The sequence below is a fragment of the Paraburkholderia sp. SARCC-3016 genome, assembly GCF_031119615.1.
Lineage (GTDB): Bacteria > Pseudomonadota > Gammaproteobacteria > Burkholderiales > Burkholderiaceae > Paraburkholderia.
Window position 1 is genome coordinate 16,230 of record NZ_JAVHZD010000030.1, and the last position, 16,690, is coordinate 32,919.

The following is a 16,690-nucleotide window of genomic DNA, read 5'->3' on the forward strand; positions in this document are numbered from 1 at the left end:
TCTTCATTCACGCGATGCGCCCTGGCGACGCGCCGCGTGACTTCCTGCTGTTTGCCGCTGCTTCGCCCGCTCGGCCATCAAGGCTCAGGGACCGGCATCTCGCGCGCACGACGTTCTTCATGCAGCGCGATCGCGGCATCGATCTGCTGTAGATACTGCCGTTCTTCGAGCAGCGCAACGCGCGCTTCATGCGGCGTCGTCGGGACGAACCGCACGGCGCCGTTGAGCCGGATCTGCGCGAGCTTCCACAGATCAGCGTAGATCACCGAGCCGATCTTCGGGTAGCCGCCCGTGGTCTGCGCATCGCTCATCAGGACGATCGGCTGGCCATTCGGCGGCACCTGTATCGTGCCCGGCATGACAGCGTGGGACAGGAGATCGATCGTTTCGTTGCGCTCGAGCGCGCTGCCGGCAAGCCGATAGCCCATCCGGTTGCTGTTCGGCGTCACGCGCCATTCGTCGGACCAGAACGCGCGGTGCGCGGCGTCGCTGAAGCGGTCGTAGTCGGGCCCGGGCAGCACGCGGACCGGCATCTCCGATGCGGCGCCCGACGCGTGACGGCCGCGCCGCACCGGCTCGTCGACGAGGACGAACTTGCACCACGCCGGCGACTTCACGCCGAATGCAGGCGCATCGAGGCTCAAGCCGCGCGGACGGGTGGCCGGCGCGCCGGTTGTCTCACCGGTTGTTTCACCGGTCCTTACGCCGGTCGTTCCGTTGGCCGTTACTTCTCGTGGAGCGCCCGCGGCGACCCCGATCGGCAGCCTGTCGCCGTCGCGCAGCGCGCGGCCGCCGAGGCCGCCGAAGCACGCGCCGAGATCGGTGCTGCGCGAACCGAGCACCGGCACCACATCGATGCCGCCCGCGACGCACACATAGCAGCGCATTCCTCGCTTCGCCGCATTGAGCGCGAGCAGCTGGCCCGCCTGCACGGGCACGCTCCACCACGAATAAACGGGCGTGCCGTCGAGCGTCGCGCCGAATTCGCCGCCCGTGATCGCCACGCGCGTCGCACGCGGAAAGCGCAACACGGTCGGGCCGAATGTGATTTCGAGGCCGGCCGCATCGGGCCGGTTGCCGACGAGCCGGTTGCCGACTTCGAGCGCGAGCCGGTCGAGCGCGCCGCCCATCGCGATGCCGAGATGCCGGTAGCCGTGGCGGCCGAGGTCCTGTACCGAGGTCAAACGACCCGCGCGGATCACGTCGATCATGTCCGTCGTTCCGGCCATCCGTGTTGCTCCGCGACCGTAAAGCGCACGCGGTCGCCCGGTTGCAGCAAAGTGGGCGGCGTGCGGGCCGGGTCGAATAGCGGCACCGTCGTGCGGCCGATCAACTGCCAGCCGCCTGGCGACGCGGCCGGATAGATACCGGTCTGCGATCCGCCGATGCCGACCGAGCCCGCGGGCACTTCAACGCGCGGCTCGGCGCGGCGCGGCGTGTGCAGCGCCTGATCGAGTCCGCCGAGATACGCGAAGCCCGGCTGGAAGCCTAGAAAGAACACGACGTATTCGGCCTGCGCGTGGCGCTCCACGACCTCTTGCGCGGAAAGGCCCGTATGCGCGGCGACTGCGTCGAGATCGGGTCCGCACGTGCCGCCGTATCGAACCGGTATTTCGATTTCGCGACCGGGCGTCGACCGATCGCCGGCTGCGTCCCAGGCGGCGCGCAACTGTTCGGCGAGGCCCTTGCGATCGGCCGCGAGCGGATCGAACACGAGCGTCAGGTTGTTCATGCCGGGCACGACTTCGAGCACGTGCGGCCACGTGCGCGCGGCCTCTGCAGCGGCCCAGACGCGTTGCTGACAGTCGAGCGTGGCGGGCGGCGGCGACTCGCAGACGAGTGCCGTATCGCCGAACGCATAGATGCGGGGGTGACGGGAAGTGGGGCGCGTCGATGGGCTCATGGGTCGCGTCGAAGGGTCGATGTGCGGATACGCAATCTCCAGTCCCGACGCGTTTTTCATCGGGATCGGCTCGCGTATATTCTCATTAAATTCTCAATAACTTCTCCATAAGCGTTTTCGCCAGGCTTTCACCCCAATCCGTGCGTCGTACACTTGGGACCCTTCCTGCCGCATTCCGGGACCCTATTCATGGCGCGTCATCCCACCAAGATAGTCTCGTCGGAGCATCTCGTTTCTGACGAAAGCGCGGAACTTTCAGAACTCGAATACGCGCTGATCATGGCGAGCAACGCCTTCAACCGGTGGATGGTTCGCTGCATGTCGGCGGCGGGCGAAAAGGACATGACCGCGATCGAGGTGTCGCTGCTGCACCATGTGAGTCATCGCGAACGCCGCAAGAAACTCGCGGACATCTGCTTCGTGCTCAATATCGAAGACACGCACGTTGCGACCTACGCGCTGAAGAAACTCGTGGCGCGAGGCTATGTGCATAGCGAAAAGAGCGGCAAGGAAGTGTTCTTCTCGGCGACCGACGCCGGGCGCGAACTCTGCGTCAGGTATCGCGAGGTGCGTGAAAGCTGTCTTATTTCAACGCTGCGCGAAAGCGGTCTCACGAACCAGCAGATCGGCGAAGCCGCGCAACTGATGCGCAACGCGTCCGGCCTCTACGATACGGCCGCGCGCGCGGCCGCTTCGCTGTAGCGGGAAGCTGTACCCGCTTGGGAGCAGGGACGTTTTCAGCTGCACGCCACGGCGGGCGTCCGCCCGTCGCCATCGCGATTGTCAGTGCCGTTGTTCGTCACTGCCGTTGTCATTGCCGCGCGGGTAGCCGCGGGTAGCAAGCGGCATCGGTGATGATCGCGTCGAGCGGCAGATCGTGCGGCTCGCGCGGCAGCGCGTTCGTCTTGCACGCTTCGTACGCGATGCCGATCGCGAGCGGAGCCGCGCCGGCCACGCGCCATCCGGCGAGCGTGCGATCGTAATAGCCGCCGCCGTAGCCGAGCCGGTAACCATGCTCGTCGAAGCCAACACACGGCACGAAGACCAGATCGGGCATGACCTCGCGCACCGTGGCAGGCACGGGAATGCGATGCGCGCCGATTTCCATCGGCATAGCGGGCGTCCACGCGTGAAACGCGAGCGGCGCATCGCGTTGCATGACGACCGGAACACACGCTTCGCGCGCGGCATCGAGCGCAAGCCATGTTGCGATCGCGGCGCGCGCATCGAACTCGCTTTCGAGCGGCCAATAGAAGCCGACGCGCCGCGGCGCATGCTTCTGCAACATTTCGAGAAGGCGCCGGTTCAACGCGGCGTTCACGCCCGGGTCGCGGCTCGCATGCAGCCGAGCTTCGAACAACATGCGCCGCAGTCCCTTTTTCGATGATTTGGCGTCAGGGTTGCATGCTATCCTTTCGTTCAATTCGCGCTCCAGAAACAACGATGTCCACACGCCTTTTCCGAGTATATCGCGCGGTCGGTCTAGCACTTGCCGCGGCGGCCCTCGTCGCATGCAGCACGGCGTCCGCCGTGAAGCCCATCCCGCTTTCCCAGCTTACCAACGACGACCAGATCTTCGTCCAGTTGCGCGAAGCCGCGCGCAATAACGATCCGGTGCGCGCCGCGCAACTGGCCGCGATGATTCCGGATTATCCGGCGCCGTCGTATCTCGAGTACTTCCAGCTGAAGCCGCAACTGTTCGATTCGTCGGGACATGCGCGCATCGATGCACCCGATGCGCCGGTGCTCGCCTTCCTGCAGAAGTACGACGGCCAGGCGATTGCGGACCGCATGCGCAACGACTACCTGACGGTGCTCGGTGCCCGCCACGACTGGCGCAACTTCGACGAACAATACGCGCGCTTCGTGCTCAACGACGATACGCAGGTGAAGTGCTACGCGCTCGAATCGCGTGCGGCGCACGGCGAGAATGTCGCCGACGCGGCGCGCGCGCTGCTCGTCGAGCCGCGCTACTACGGCGACGGCTGCGTCGATCTGATCACCGCGCTCGCGATCAACCAGCAGTTCACGAGCGATGACGTCTGGCAGCAGATCCGCCTCGCGTACGAGCAGAACCAGACGAATACCGGCGCGAAGCTCGTCGATGCGCTCGGCAACCAGCGGCCCGACCCGGACCTCTTCAATCAGGCCGCCACCACGCCGCCGCTTCTGATCGCGCGCGGCGTCGGCGCCGATCCGCAGTCGCATCAGCTCGCGCTGCTCGCGATCACGCGAATGGCGCGCAACGATCCGGCCATGACGGCAGCCACGTTCACCTCGATCGCACAGTCGCTGACCACGCCGGAGCGCGCGATCGGCTGGGGCACGATCGCGTATCAGGCGGCCTTGAAGCAGATGCCGGGCGCGGTGGACTGGTACCGGCTGTCGGCGAACGCGCCGCTGTCGAATCCTGCTTACGAATGGCGCACGCGCTCGGCGCTGCTCGCCGGCGACTGGACGATGGTGCGCTGGTCGATCGAGCAGATGCCTGCCGCGCTGCGCAGCCAGCCGTCGTGGGTGTACTGGCATGCGCGCGCGCTGAAGGAGGCCGGCGACACGGCGCAGGCGAACGACGAATTCGCGCAGATCGCCTCGGGCTTCAACTTCTACGGGCAGCTCGCAAGCGAAGAACTGGGCCGCAAGATCACGGTGCCGCCGAAAACGACGGTCACGGACGCCGAAGTGCAGCAAGCGGCAAACACGCCTGGCTTTGCGCTGGCGCAACGTTTCTACCAGCTGAATCTGCGGCTCGAAGGCAACCGCGAATGGAACTGGCCGCTGCGCACGATGAGCGACGTGCAACTGCTGGCAGCGGCCGAGTACGCGCGCCGCATCGAGCTTTACGATCGCACGGTGAATACCGCGGACCGCACGAAGACCGAGCACGACTTCTCGCTGCGTTACCTGTCGCCGTTCCGCGATATCGTCGAGCGCGACGCGCAGTCGAACGGGCTCGATGTCGAGTGGGCTTACGGGCTGATTCGCCAGGAGTCGCGTTTTATCCTGAACGCACGCTCCGAAGTCGGCGCAAGCGGGCTCATGCAATTGATGCCCGGTACCGCTCAGCTGGTGGCAAGGAAGATCGGCCTCGGCCCGATTTCTCGCGAGCAGATGAACGACCTCAACACCAATATCCTGCTCGGCACGAACTATCTGTCGATGATCTACAATCAATTCGACGGGTCGGCCGTGCTCGCCACCGCCGGCTACAATGCGGGTCCCGGCCGCCCGCGCAACTGGCGTCAGTCGCTGCAGCACCCTGTCGAAGGGGCGATTTTCGCGGAAGCGATTCCCTTTCAGGAAACCCGCGACTATGTGAAGAACGTGTTGTCCAACACGGTCTACTATGCGGCGTTGTTCGAAGGCCGTCCGCAATCGCTGAAGGCGCGTTTGGGTTACATCGCACCGTAACAGCGCCGTATCCGCCGCGCCGCATGCCGTGCATGCGCACGGCGCGGCTTCAGTTTCAGCCATTGCCGCGGCTTCCCTGCTGAATGCGAGCCACCAGCTTGCAGGACAACTGGAGGTCGGAAATGCGACATCAAACCATTGCGGTGATCGGCGGTTCCGGTTTTATCGGCAGCCATCTCATCAACGCGCTCGTCGAGCTCGGCAAGACGGTGCGCCTTGCGACACGCCGACGCTATAACGCGCGACATCTAACGCTGTTGCCGATCGACGTGCTCGAAGTCGATGTGTTCGATCCCGTGCAACTCGCGCGCTTCGTCGAGAATGCCGATGCGGTGATCAATCTGGTCGGCACGCTGCACGGGCATCGCGGTCATCCGTACGGCCCGGAGTTCGCAAAGCTCCATGTCGAACTGCCGACGAAAATCGTGGCCGCCTGCGAAGGCAAGGGCGTGCACCGGCTGATTCAGATGAGCGCGCTGGGCTCCGATCCAAACGGACCGAGCATGTATATGCGTTCGAAAGGCGATGGCGAAAAAGCGGTGCGCGCGTCGTCGATGCTCGCGACGACCATCTTCCGACCGTCGGTCGTGTTCGGTCCCGAGGACGCGTTTCTAAACAAGTTTGCGTTTTTGCAGCGTGTGTTTCCGGTCATTCCGCTCGCGATGCCCGATGCGAAGTTCCAGCCGGTGTTCGTCGGCGACGTCGCGAAGGCGATCGTCAATGTGCTCGATCTCGACGCCGCCAACGGCCGCGTCTACGAACTCGGCGGACCGGCTGTCTATACGCTCGAGCAGCTCGTCGAATATTGCGGCACGGTGATCGGCAGGCAGGCGCGCATTGTCCGGCTGCCCGATGCTTTCGCGCGGCTGCAGGCGCTGACCTTCGAAATGGCGCCCGGCGAACCTGTCATTTCGCGCGACAATCTCGATTCGATGAAAGTCGACAGCGTGCTGACGGGGCCGCTCGCGCCGGAGCTCGACATCGAACCGGCGAGCATCGAGACCATTGCGCCCGTGTATCTGACAGGCGCGTCGCTGCGTTCGCGCTTCAATACGTTTCGCGCGAACGCGGGACGTTGATGGCGGTGATGATGTTCGAGGCGAGCCTGAGAAGCGCCTGAGAAGCGCCTGAGAAGCGCCAACCCATAACTTAACCGGCCTTTTTCCGGGGACAACGCATGAAACTCGTGATTGGTGACAAGAACTATTCGTCGTGGTCGATGCGCCCGTGGGTGCTGATGAAGCATTTCGGCATTCCGTTCGAAGAAGTCGCGGTCCGGCTCGGAGAGCCGGACACGCGCGCGTCGATTCTCGAACATTCGCCGTCGGGCAAAGTGCCGTGCCTCGTCATGGACAACGGCGCATCGGTATGGGAATCCGTTGCGATTCTCGAGACGCTCGCCGAGCATTTCCCCGACGTGCCGATGTGGCCGCGGGATGCGGCCGCGCGCGCGCATGCGCGCAGCGTCAGCGCGGAAATGCACGCGGGCTTCGCCGAGCTGCGCACGAACATGTGGATGAACATCCACGCGTCGTTTCCAGGCAAGGGCGCGACGCCCGGCGCGCTTGCCGACATCGCGCGCATCGAGGCGTTGTGGAGCGCGTGTCTCGACCAGTACGGCGGCCCGTTCCTGTTCGGCGAGTTCACCATTGCCGATGCGATGTATGCGCCCGTCGTGATGCGCTTCAACACATGGCGGCCGGCGTTGTCCGAAGCGGCCGCCGCCTACGCGCGGCGTCTGACCGATGCACCCGCCGTGCAGGCCTGGATTGCCGACGCGATGCGCGAGACGCACACGATCGATTACTACGAAACTCCTGCATGAAAATCTATGCAGTCGGCGGCGCGATTCGCGACAAGCTGCTCGGCCTGCCCGTGCAGGACCGCGATTATGTGGTGGTCGGCGCGACGCCCGAGCAGATGGCCGCGCAAGGCTACAGACCGGTCGGCAAGGACTTTCCGGTGTTTCTGCATCCGGTCACGCACGAGGAGTACGCGCTTGCGCGGACCGAGCGCAAGACCGCGGCCGGCTATCACGGCTTCCAGTTCTTCTATTCGCCGGACGTCACGCTCGAAGAAGACCTCGAGCGCCGCGACCTGACGGTCAACGCGATGGCACAGGAGGTGAGCCCGGACGGCGAACTGACGGGGCCGGTCGTCGATCCGTTCAACGGGCAGGCGGATCTGAAGGCGCGCGTGTTTCGCCATGTCGGTCATGCATTTGTCGAAGACCCGGTGCGCATTCTGCGCGTCGCGCGCTTCGCCGCGCGCTTCGCCGATTTCACGCTCGCGCCCGAAACGCTCGAGCTGATTCGCAAGATGGTCGAGGCCGGCGAAGTCGATGCGCTCGTGCCCGAGCGCGTCTGGCAGGAAGTCTCGCGCGGGTTGATGGAGAACAGGCCGTCGCGGATGTTCGACCTGTTGCGCACAGGCGGCGCGCTCGCGCGCGTGCTGCCCGAAATCGACGCGCTGTACGGCGTGCCGCAGCGTGCCGACTATCATCCTGAAGTCGACACCGGCGTGCACGTGATGATGGTCGTCGACTATGCGGCAAAGCGCGGGTACTCGTTGCCCGTGCGGTTCGCGGCGCTGACGCACGATCTTGGCAAGGCGACGACGCCCGACCATGTGCTGCCGCGCCATATCGGTCACGAAGGCCGCAGCGTCGATCTGTTGAAGCCGCTATGCGAACGGCTGCGCGTGCCGAACGAGTGCCGCGATCTCGCGGTGCTCGTCGCACGCGAGCACGGCAATATCCATCGTGTGATGGAGATGGGGGCGGCCGCGCTGGTGCGCCTCTTCGAGCGCAGCGACGCGTTGCGCAAGCCTGCGCGTTTTGCAGAGGCGCTGCAGGCGTGCGAGGCCGACGCGCGCGGGCGGCTCGGTTTCGAGACGCGCGATTACCCGCAGGCCGACCGGCTGCGCGAGGCGCTGGTGGCGGCGCGCGGCGTCGATGCGGGCGCGATTGCCGGTGCGCTTGGCGATATACGCGCGAATAAGCCCACGGCAATCAAGGATGCGGTGCATCGGGCGCGCGTGCGAGCGGTCGCGCAGGCGATTGGCGAGAAGGATCCGGAGAAAACCCCGGAGAAAGACGGCGACTGAAGTCCCATCGCGCGACGAAGGCGTCGCCTAAAGCCACCGCGCAATCAACGACAACAGCATCGACAGCACGAGCGTCGACATGAACGGAAACGGGTACTCGCGCCCAAAGATCCGCAACGTGACGTCGCCGGGCATGCGCCCGATGCCGATCTTGCGCAGCCACGGCCAGCATGCCGACAGCACCGCAACGGCGACGAACGTAGTGAGCAGCCAGCGGATCATCGTGTGGGTCCTTGGGTCGGAGCGTGTCAGAGCCTGTCAGAGCGTATGAGAGCGGTCGCCGCTCGCAAATGCATCGAGCGTGTCGTCGATGCCGCGCGAGAACGCGATCACCTTGAAGAGTTCGCCCATCTCAGCTTCCGATAACAGTTTCTGCACCGCGTTCGCGGCGGGCAGGAAGCGCGCGGCATCGGACGGGTCCAGTTCCGAGAGCGCTTCGGTAATGCCCGCGTTCATCAGAAAGCGCGCCTGCGACGTATAGCCGAGCAGATCGGCGCCCGTATCGGTGCCCGCTTCCGCGATGCCGCTGAATTCGACATGCGCGGTGATGTCCTGCAAGCCCGGATACAGAAACGGATCGCCATGCGCGCGATGCCGATAGTGGCACATCAGCGTGCCCTGTGCGCGCTGCGCATGGTAGTACTCGTGGCGCGGAAAACCGTAGTCGATAAAGAACGCGGCGCCGCGCGCGAGCATCCGGCAGATCGTGCGCGTGAACGCGCAGGCCGCTTCGTGCGTTTCGGTCACATAGTCGCCGTCGGCTTCGATTTCGTCGAGGAAGGCGGCATCGTGGGTGGACTGCAGCGCGCGGTCTTCGAAGGCGAATGTGTGGTCGCGGCAGACCACGCCGCGTTCGCGCCACTGGCCGTTTGCGTGCGCGAAAAGGCGCACCGGCATCGCGTCGAGCACTTCGTTGCCGATCACGACGCCGGCAAATTCATCGGGCAATGCGTCGAGCCACCGCACGCGCGCGGCAAGCGCGGGCGCCTGTGCTTCGAGCATCGTCTGCTGGCGCTCGCGCAATTCGCCGGACAGATCGACGATCGAGTAGGTATCGGGCGGCGCGCCGAGCGCGTCGAGCGCATTGAGCAGACCGGCCGCGAGCCGCCCCGTGCCCGCGCCGAATTCGATCACGTCGCGCGTGCCGCTTGCTTCGAGCGCCTCGGCGACGGGCCGCGCGAGCGTCGCCGCAAACAGCGGCGACAACTCGGGCGCGGTGACGAAGTCGCTGCCGTCTTCGGCGCGCCGGCCGAATTTGATTGCGCCGCCGCTGTAGTAGCCGAGACGCGGCGCATAAAGCGCGCGGTCCATGTAGCGGTCGAACGGCAGCCAGCCGCCGGCCGCGTCGATGTCGGCGCGAATCAGCTCGACGAGCGCGGTCGATTGGGCGAGCGCTGCGGCGTCGGGAGCGGGTAAACTATCGGGTTCGTGAGGCTTCGGATTCATTCCCGCATTGTAAATGAGCGACCGTTCCGTCCATTCGTCAGCCGGGGAAGCCGGCAGCGGCGAGGCTGGCCCTCGCCACGCGGCGCCGCCGGCGCGTGTCGTGCTGATCACCGGCGCCGCGCGGCGCATCGGGCGCGCGCTGGCGCTGGGCTTCGCCGCGCACGGTTGGGATGTGGCCGTGCACTACGGCGCATCGCGTGCGGAAGCCGGTGAACTGGTCGCCGAAATCGAAGCGCTGGGCCGCCGCACGATCGCCTTGCATGCGGATCTGGCGAACGAACCGGAAGTCGCGCGCCTGATCCCCGATTGCACGGCGGCGCTCGGACGTCCCGTATGCATCGTCAACAACGCCTCGCGCTTCGACGAAGACACGGCACGCGACGTCGCGTACGACAAGCTGCTGCATATGATGTCGATCAACGTCGGCGCGCCGCTCGTGCTCGCGCGCATGCTGCACGACGCGACGCCCGAGATCGCGCGGGAAGACGAAACGCAGCGCAGTGTGGTGATCAATCTGCTCGACCAGAAGCTGCAGAACATGAATCCGGACTACCTGTCGTACACGCTGTCGAAAGCGGCGCTCGAAGCCGCGACCGTCGCGCTCGCGCAGGCGCTCGCGCCGAAGCTGAGGGTCGTCGGGCTCTCGCCGGGCCTGACGCTGCAGTCCGCGGAGCAGACGCCGGCGAGCTTCGCGGCCGCGCACCGGATGACGCCGCTTGGCCGCGCGTCGCGTCCGGAAGACCTCGTTGCCGCCGCGCTGTATCTGGCCGATGCCGCGGGCGTGACGGGCACGACGCTCGTCGTCGACGGCGGCCAGCATCTCGTTCCGCTGCCGCGCGACGTGATGTTCCTGGCCGGCAGCTAACGAGCCCAGCGCCCTGTGCGGCGCTTATCCAGCGTGCTTGCCGCACGCTTACCCATCAGATCGGGGACGACCATGCACGCCTTCTTTCATCCGAATCTCGCCGATTGCCGCCGGCTTTTCCTGCGCAACTACGAGGTCTTTATCAACATCGGTGTGCACGATTTCGAAAAGCGTGGCGAGCAACGCGTCGTGATCAACGTCGATCTGTTCGTGCCGCTCGCGCTGTCGACGCCGCTCGAAGACAAACTGCGCGAAGTGGTCGACTACGATTTCATGCGCGCGACGATTGCACGCCGCGTCGAGCAGGGGCACATCCATCTGCAGGAAACGCTGTGCGACGACCTCGTGAAGATCATGCTCGCGCATCCGCACGTGCGTGCGGCGCGCGTGTCGACGGAAAAGCCCGATGTCTATCCGGACTGCGACGCGGTCGGCGTCGAGGTATTCCGCATCAAGGACGCGTGACGGCGGCTTCGGCTTGCGCATGAGCGCTCGCGGTTCTGCGCGCGGGCAGACTGGCGCGCGACGGCTGCGCGCCGTTGTCGAGGGCTTTCCTGACGGCGGCGTGCGCGCGCACGAGGCGCCGCTCGAGTTCGTCGGTCGTGAGGCCCCAGGCCCACGCCGCCTCGCCCGGCGTCAGGCGCTCCGCTTCGATCAGGATGATCGCAATGCGCTGTTCGTCGGGCAGCATCGCGACGACCTGCAGCAGGCGGCGGTTCGTTTCCGAATTCGCCTCGATGCGTGGCACGGCGCGCGCCGCGCAGGCTTCCGGGCGGCGCGCTTTCTGTTGCCAGCGCCGCAGCATCGTCGACATCAGGTTGACGCGCAACGACATATAGGGCGCGCAGTCGCACGTGCCGTCGTGTACGCCGCGACACACGTTGTCGAGCAGTTTCTCCGCGTCTTCCGGTGTCGAGGCAAGACGCAATGCGAATTTCCATAACTCGGGCAGTAATGCCTGCAATGCCGTAATCGTTCGGCCGCTTCCCATGTTGCAAATCCTTTGACGCTATCGAGCGACTAGAAGCGGCGCGACCTGATCAGGGTAAGAGCGTTCGCGCCGGTATATGCTCGCGTCAAGGTTGCCCGGGTGGGGCAGAGAAGGCCTGGCTATTCGATGGTGGACTGAAAGCAGTCAGGACGGCGCGAGTGCATCGCCTGTTACTGTATTCAGTGAATACAGCAAAGTGAACCGATTTTTTTCAATGCCGCCGATCAACAATAACAATGGTTCCATCAGGCGCAAGCCAAACCCGCGAAATGCGTCGTAGGGTCATGCCGCGGACCAGCAAAGTACGAATGGCTGTTCAAAATTTGCATGCGATGCAAGGAACAGCTGCGCGAAGAGACAGACGATTACGCGAGGACGGGTGGGCCGGAAATCTGTCATCGAGATGACACAAGTTGAATATAGGCGGACGCGGTTCGTATCCGTGACCGGAACGAACACGCCTCGCATGCGCACCACAGGCGCTTTCAAGCAGATTGAAAGAAGTTTAAAAGCCGCTTGAAAGCAGCAATCAGGCGCCGGTTCGAATGCCGGGTCAGGCGCTTGCCGCGCGCTCCGACGGACGGACGAACTCGATGCGGTTTTCGCTCGAATGCGAGAAGACGAGTGCCGCCTGCGTGTAGGACGAATCGCCGAACAGCGACTCCTCGTCGACCTTCGCGAGACCCGTGGCTAGCCCGCGGAAGTCGAACAGGTTCGTGTCCATCAGATGCGAGGGCACGACATCCGAGAGCGCGCGGAACACGTTGTCGACGCGGCCCGGCGTTTCGCGCTCCCACTGGCGCAGCATGTCCTTCACCTTCTTGCGCTGCAGGTTTTCCTGCGAACCGCACAGGTCGCACGGGATGATCGGGTATTCCATGTCGCGCGCGTAGCTCGCGATATCGCTTTCCTTGCAGTACGCGAGCGGCCGGATCACGACGTGCGCGCCGTCGTCGGTGGCGAGCTTCGGCGGCATCGCTTTCATCTTGCCGCCGAAGAACAGGTTCAGGAAAAACGTTTCGACAATGTCGTCGCGGTGGTGGCCGAGCGCGATCTTGTTCGCGCCCAGTTCCTTCGCGGTGCGATAGATGACGCCGCGGCGCAGCCGTGAACACAGCGAACACGTGGTCTTGCCCTCGGGCACCTTCTCCTTGACGATCGAATGCGTGTCCGCTTCGACGATGCGGTAGTCGACGCCGACCGATTCGAGGTAGCGCGGCAGCACTTCTTCAGGGAAACCGGGGTGCTTCTGGTCGAGATTCATCGCGATGATCTCGAACTTGACCGGGGCGCGCTTTTGCAGCGCCATCAGCACGGAAAGCATCGTGTACGAATCTTTTCCGCCGCTCATGCATGCGAGGATTCTGTCGCCCTCCTCGATCATGTTGAAGTCGTGAATAGCCTTGCCGACTTGCGACTGCAGACGGGTTTCGAGGCGGAAAAAGTTGTTTGACGCTTTCATGGCGGGGCTGATACGGAAATCGAATGGCGCGCCGCCTGCGGTAAGAAAGGCAAATTGCGCGGCGGTTCGTGGGATCAAGGCACGATGATACAACCAAACGCGCGGCGGCCCGGCGCCACGGGCGTCGCGCAAAACCGCGCCGGCCGCGTGCCGGACGGCGCCGGTGGGCGCCTGCGGCACGCCGTGCGACGGCGACGCTGTGCCGCGCTCGCCGCTCAACGCTCAGCGCTTGCGCGCCTTCATCCGGAACATGACGGGCCGGTCGGGCAGCGTCGTCGCGCGGCCGATCGGCCGCACCGGCTCGCCGCTTGCGAGCTGCGCGTCGAATGCCTGCACGAGACGCGCGAGCGCGAGCGTCGTTTCCGCGAGCGTGAACTGCGCGCCGACGCACACGCGCGGCCCGGTGCCGAACGGCAGATACGTGAAGCGCTGCGGAGCCGGCGCACCCGGTAGAAAGCGCGTCGGATCGAATGTGTCGGGGTTCTGCCAGAAGCCGCGATGGTGATGAAGCACCCACGGGCTGATCATCATCTGCGTGCCGCGTGTGACGGTTAGGCCTTCGAACGCATCGGGCGCGACGCAGTGGCGCAGGATCACCCATGCGGGTGGATAGATGCGCAAAGTCTCGTCGATCACCGCGCGCGTGTAAGGCAGCGCTTTGAGCACGTCGCCGGCACGCTCGGGGCTCAGATCGACGTCGCGTACCTCGTCGGCGAGCGCGGCCTGCGCGTCGGGCGCGTTCGCCAGCAGATACAGCGCCCAGAGCAGCGTGAGACCGCTCGGCTCGTGGCCCGCGACGATCATCGTGCCGACCTGGTCGGCGAGTTCGACGCGGCTGAAGGCGGCGCCCGTCTCCGGATCGCGCGCGGCCAGCAGCGCATCGAACAGATCGCGCGGGCCGTCGGCGGCGGGCTGGCGTTCGCGTGCGTCGATGATGCGCTCGACGAGCGCGTGCCAGCGCCGCCGAAAGCCGTTGCGCGGAATGTCGCGCGGCGTCGGCACCCAGTACGGCAGCACGAGTTCGGCGAGGCTCGCACGCGTGTGACGCAGCATGAACTCCTGCACGGCGGCGCGCACGGCCGGCCCGAATTCGTGGATTTCGAGCGAGAACATCGAACGCGCGGCAATCTTCAGCGCAAGCACGCGCATGACCGGCAGCAGATCGACGGGCGCGCCGTCGAGCGCGGCCAGCGCGTGCACCTCGTCTTCGGTGCACGCGGCGACATGGCGCGCCAGCACGGGCAGCATCTTCGGCGCGAGCGTCGGCGTAATCGTGCGGCGCTGATGCTTCCATTGCTCGCCGGTCGCGAGCATGACGCTATAGCGTCCGATCGGGCGAATCAATCGAACCGCATAGTCGGTGCGTGGGTAATTGCCGTGGTTTTCCACCAGCACGCGATGAATCATTTCGGGCTTGTTGAGGAGCACGCGCTTCTGATGGAACAGGCGTTCTTCGACGTAATCGGCCTCGTAGGCATCGCGGGTCCAGAGCCGAAGGCCGTCGTTGCGCATTGCATGAACGAAGCCCGCGGCCGATACCGGTTTGGCCGGCAACTGAGGCATCGGCGGGTTGAATAATGGGGCGGGGCGCGAGACGGAGCGGGTCGGGAAAGTGAGCGTGCTATGCGATGGCGCTTGCAAGGGAATCTCTCCGTCGGGGTTCGGTCAATCGGGTGGGAGGGGCGGCAGCGGGCGCGGGTACAACCCGAAAGAACGCTCGGAGCGAACGGTTATTCCCGCCTGCTCAATGGAGTTCCGCGAGAACGCGTGCATTGACGTGTTCGGCGATATGCGTGGCGATAAGCGGGATCACCTGTTTAACGTTTGCGATATCTGTTTTCGCATCGGAAAGGCGCTGACGTGTGCTTGCGAACGCATCGAAACCGCGTGTTTGCACACGTCGTTCGTGGTCGGAAGGCCCACATAAAAGCACTGTTTTGCCGTTGTCAGCCGCGCTTTTGCCGCGAGGCAGCATGTTAGAATTGCGCACCTCAAACTCGACCAACGCCCACGACATGAACATCGTGATTCTGGCGGCAGGCATGGGCAAGCGCATGCGTTCCGCGCTGCCGAAAGTGCTTCATCCACTGGCCGGTCGGCCGCTTCTCTCGCATGTCATCAGCACGGCGCGCACGCTGAATCCGACGCGACTCGTCGTCGTGATCGGTCATGGCGGCGAGTCGGTGCGCGAGGCGGTCGCGGCGCCCGACGTGCAGTTCGCCGTGCAGGAGCAGCAGCTCGGCACGGGCCATGCCGTGCAGCAGGCGCTGCCGCTGCTCGATCCGTCGGTGCCGACGCTCGTGCTGTACGGCGATGTGCCGCTCACGCGCGCAAGCACGCTGCAGCGCCTGTGCGAAGGCGCCGGGCAAAACGGCTACGGTGTCCTGACGGTTACGCTCGACGATCCGCAAGGCTACGGCCGCATGGTGCGCAACGCGGCGGGCAAGGTCGAGCGCATTGTCGAACAGAAAGACGCGACGCCCGAGCAGCAGAAAATCCGCGAGATCAACACGGGCATCGTCGTGATGCCCACCGCGCGTTTGCAAGCGTGGCTCGGCGCGCTGAAGAACGACAACTCGCAAGGCGAGTTCTATCTGACCGACGTCGTCGAACTCGCGATCGAAGCAGGCCTCGAAATCGTCACCGCGCAGCCCGACGAAGAATGGGAGACGCTCGGCGTCAACAGCAAGCAGCAACTCGCGGAGCTCGAGCGCATTCATCAGCGCAACGTGGCCGATGCGCTGCTGGTCGCGGGCGTCACGCTGACGGATCCGGCGCGCCTCGATGTGCGCGGTTCGCTCGACTGCGGGCGCGACGTGTCGATCGACGTCAACTGCGTATTCGAAGGACGGGTGACGCTGGCGGACAACGTATCGATCGGCCCGAACTGCGTGATCCGCAACGCGACGATCGGCGCGGGCACGCGTGTCGACGCGTTCACGCATATCGAAGGCGCGGAAATCGGCGCGCACGCGGTCGTAGGACCCTATGCGCGGCTGCGGCCCGGCGCGGCGCTTGCTGACGAAGTGCACATCGGCAACTTCGTCGAAGTGAAGAACGCGGCGATCGGCCGCGGTTCGAAGGCGAATCATCTGAGCTATGTCGGCGATTCCGATGTCGGCACGCGCGTCAATATCGGCGCCGGCACGATCACCTGTAATTACGATGGCGCGAACAAGCTGCGCACCGTGATCGAAGACGACGTGTTCGTCGGCTCCGATACGCAACTCGTGGCGCCGGTGCGGGTCGGCCGCGGCGCGACGATCGCGGCCGGCACGACGGTGTGGAAGGACGTCGAGGAAGGCGTTCTCGTGCTCAACGACAAGACGCAAACGGGCAAGCGCGGGTACGTGCGCCCGACCAAAAAGAAAAGCTGACCCGAAGGCGGCGTATCGAAGCGATGCGTCGCGCGAAATGCGTCGGCTGGTGCCTTTCGCTGACGGCGCAGCGTTCAGCACGCTGCGCCGCTGAACTCGGCAACCCAACTCTGCAAAAAGGATCATCGCT

At 65.1% G+C, this 16,690-nt stretch carries 17 protein-coding genes; 8 read left to right on the forward strand and 9 right to left on the reverse strand.

All coding sequences use genetic code 11. The features are described from left to right. Positions 1-77: 77 nt before the first annotated feature. Together QYH69_RS26580 and pxpB are read right to left on the reverse strand one after the other, a co-directional pair. On the reverse strand, positions 78-1,211 hold the full coding sequence (locus tag QYH69_RS26580; protein WP_308834778.1) for a biotin-dependent carboxyltransferase family protein: 1,134 nt from the start codon (positions 1,209-1,211) through the stop codon (positions 78-80). Further along, a complete protein-coding gene (gene pxpB / locus QYH69_RS26585; RefSeq protein WP_308834779.1) occupies positions 1,208-1,903 on the reverse strand; it encodes a 5-oxoprolinase subunit PxpB in 696 nt (231 codons plus the stop codon). Before pxpB ends, QYH69_RS26580 begins: the two co-directional genes overlap by 4 nt. A gap of 189 nt (positions 1,904-2,092) precedes the next feature. Between pxpB and QYH69_RS26590 the strand changes: the two genes are divergently transcribed. After that, complete coding sequence (locus tag QYH69_RS26590; protein WP_075158434.1) at positions 2,093-2,605, forward strand: winged helix DNA-binding protein; 513 nt, start codon at positions 2,093-2,095, stop codon at positions 2,603-2,605. Positions 2,606-2,714: 109 nt separating this feature from the next. Here the strand turns inward: QYH69_RS26590 and QYH69_RS26595 are convergent, their stop codons facing one another. Next, entirely contained in the window at positions 2,715-3,266 is a 552-nt protein-coding gene (locus tag QYH69_RS26595) for a 5-formyltetrahydrofolate cyclo-ligase (RefSeq protein WP_308834709.1), read from the reverse strand. A gap of 80 nt (positions 3,267-3,346) precedes the next feature. Between QYH69_RS26595 and QYH69_RS26600 the strand changes: the two genes are divergently transcribed. The 4 genes from QYH69_RS26600 to QYH69_RS26615 all read left to right on the forward strand — a co-directional run bounded on the left by QYH69_RS26600 (position 3,347) and on the right by QYH69_RS26615 (position 8,419). Next, a complete protein-coding gene (locus QYH69_RS26600) occupies positions 3,347-5,314 on the forward strand; it encodes a transglycosylase SLT domain-containing protein (protein ID WP_308834710.1) in 1,968 nt (655 codons plus the stop codon). Positions 5,315-5,436: 122 nt separating this feature from the next. After that, complete coding sequence (locus QYH69_RS26605; RefSeq protein ID WP_308834711.1) at positions 5,437-6,393, forward strand: complex I NDUFA9 subunit family protein; 957 nt, start codon at positions 5,437-5,439, stop codon at positions 6,391-6,393. A 98-nt stretch (positions 6,394-6,491) separates the two neighbouring features. Further along, positions 6,492-7,139, forward strand: coding sequence for a glutathione S-transferase family protein (locus tag QYH69_RS26610; protein ID WP_308834712.1), 648 nt, complete (start codon positions 6,492-6,494; stop codon positions 7,137-7,139). Beyond that, positions 7,136-8,419, forward strand: a complete 1,284-nt coding sequence (locus QYH69_RS26615; protein ID WP_308834713.1) for a multifunctional CCA addition/repair protein — start codon at positions 7,136-7,138, stop codon at positions 8,417-8,419. Before QYH69_RS26610 ends, QYH69_RS26615 begins: the two co-directional genes overlap by 4 nt. A 27-nt stretch (positions 8,420-8,446) precedes the next feature. Here the strand turns inward: QYH69_RS26615 and QYH69_RS26620 are convergent, their stop codons facing one another. Further along, entirely contained in the window at positions 8,447-8,641 is a 195-nt protein-coding gene (locus QYH69_RS26620) for a DUF2905 domain-containing protein (protein ID WP_075158429.1), read from the reverse strand. A 36-nt stretch (positions 8,642-8,677) separates the two neighbouring features. Next, positions 8,678-9,865, reverse strand: coding sequence for a class I SAM-dependent methyltransferase (locus QYH69_RS26625; RefSeq protein WP_308834714.1), 1,188 nt, complete (start codon positions 9,863-9,865; stop codon positions 8,678-8,680). Between the two features lie 13 nt (positions 9,866-9,878). Between QYH69_RS26625 and QYH69_RS26630 the strand changes: the two genes are divergently transcribed. Beyond that, positions 9,879-10,730: an SDR family oxidoreductase gene (locus QYH69_RS26630; RefSeq protein ID WP_308834715.1), complete on the forward strand. Its 852-nt coding sequence runs from the start codon at positions 9,879-9,881 to the stop codon at positions 10,728-10,730. A 72-nt stretch (positions 10,731-10,802) separates the two neighbouring features. Beyond that, positions 10,803-11,195, forward strand: a complete 393-nt coding sequence (locus tag QYH69_RS26635; RefSeq protein ID WP_075158427.1) for a dihydroneopterin aldolase — start codon at positions 10,803-10,805, stop codon at positions 11,193-11,195. Here QYH69_RS26635 and QYH69_RS26640 read toward each other — a convergent pair. The 4 genes from QYH69_RS26640 to QYH69_RS26655 all read right to left on the reverse strand — a co-directional run bounded on the left by QYH69_RS26640 (position 11,182) and on the right by QYH69_RS26655 (position 15,206). Further along, positions 11,182-11,721: a hypothetical protein gene (locus QYH69_RS26640; RefSeq protein ID WP_308834716.1), complete on the reverse strand. Its 540-nt coding sequence runs from the start codon at positions 11,719-11,721 to the stop codon at positions 11,182-11,184. The genes QYH69_RS26635 and QYH69_RS26640 overlap by 14 nt on opposite strands. A 553-nt stretch (positions 11,722-12,274) precedes the next feature. After that, entirely contained in the window at positions 12,275-13,183 is a 909-nt protein-coding gene (gene ttcA, locus QYH69_RS26645; protein WP_308834717.1) for a tRNA 2-thiocytidine(32) synthetase TtcA, read from the reverse strand. Between the two features lie 222 nt (positions 13,184-13,405). Beyond that, on the reverse strand, positions 13,406-14,824 hold the full coding sequence (locus tag QYH69_RS26650) for a cytochrome P450 (protein WP_308834718.1): 1,419 nt from the start codon (positions 14,822-14,824) through the stop codon (positions 13,406-13,408). A gap of 103 nt (positions 14,825-14,927) precedes the next feature. Beyond that, entirely contained in the window at positions 14,928-15,206 is a 279-nt protein-coding gene (locus QYH69_RS26655; RefSeq protein WP_308834719.1) for a hypothetical protein, read from the reverse strand. Here QYH69_RS26655 and glmU point away from each other — a divergent pair. Further along, entirely contained in the window at positions 15,199-16,560 is a 1,362-nt protein-coding gene (glmU, locus tag QYH69_RS26660; RefSeq protein ID WP_308834720.1) for a bifunctional UDP-N-acetylglucosamine diphosphorylase/glucosamine-1-phosphate N-acetyltransferase GlmU, read from the forward strand. The genes QYH69_RS26655 and glmU overlap by 8 nt on opposite strands. Positions 16,561-16,690: the final 130 nt, after the last annotated feature.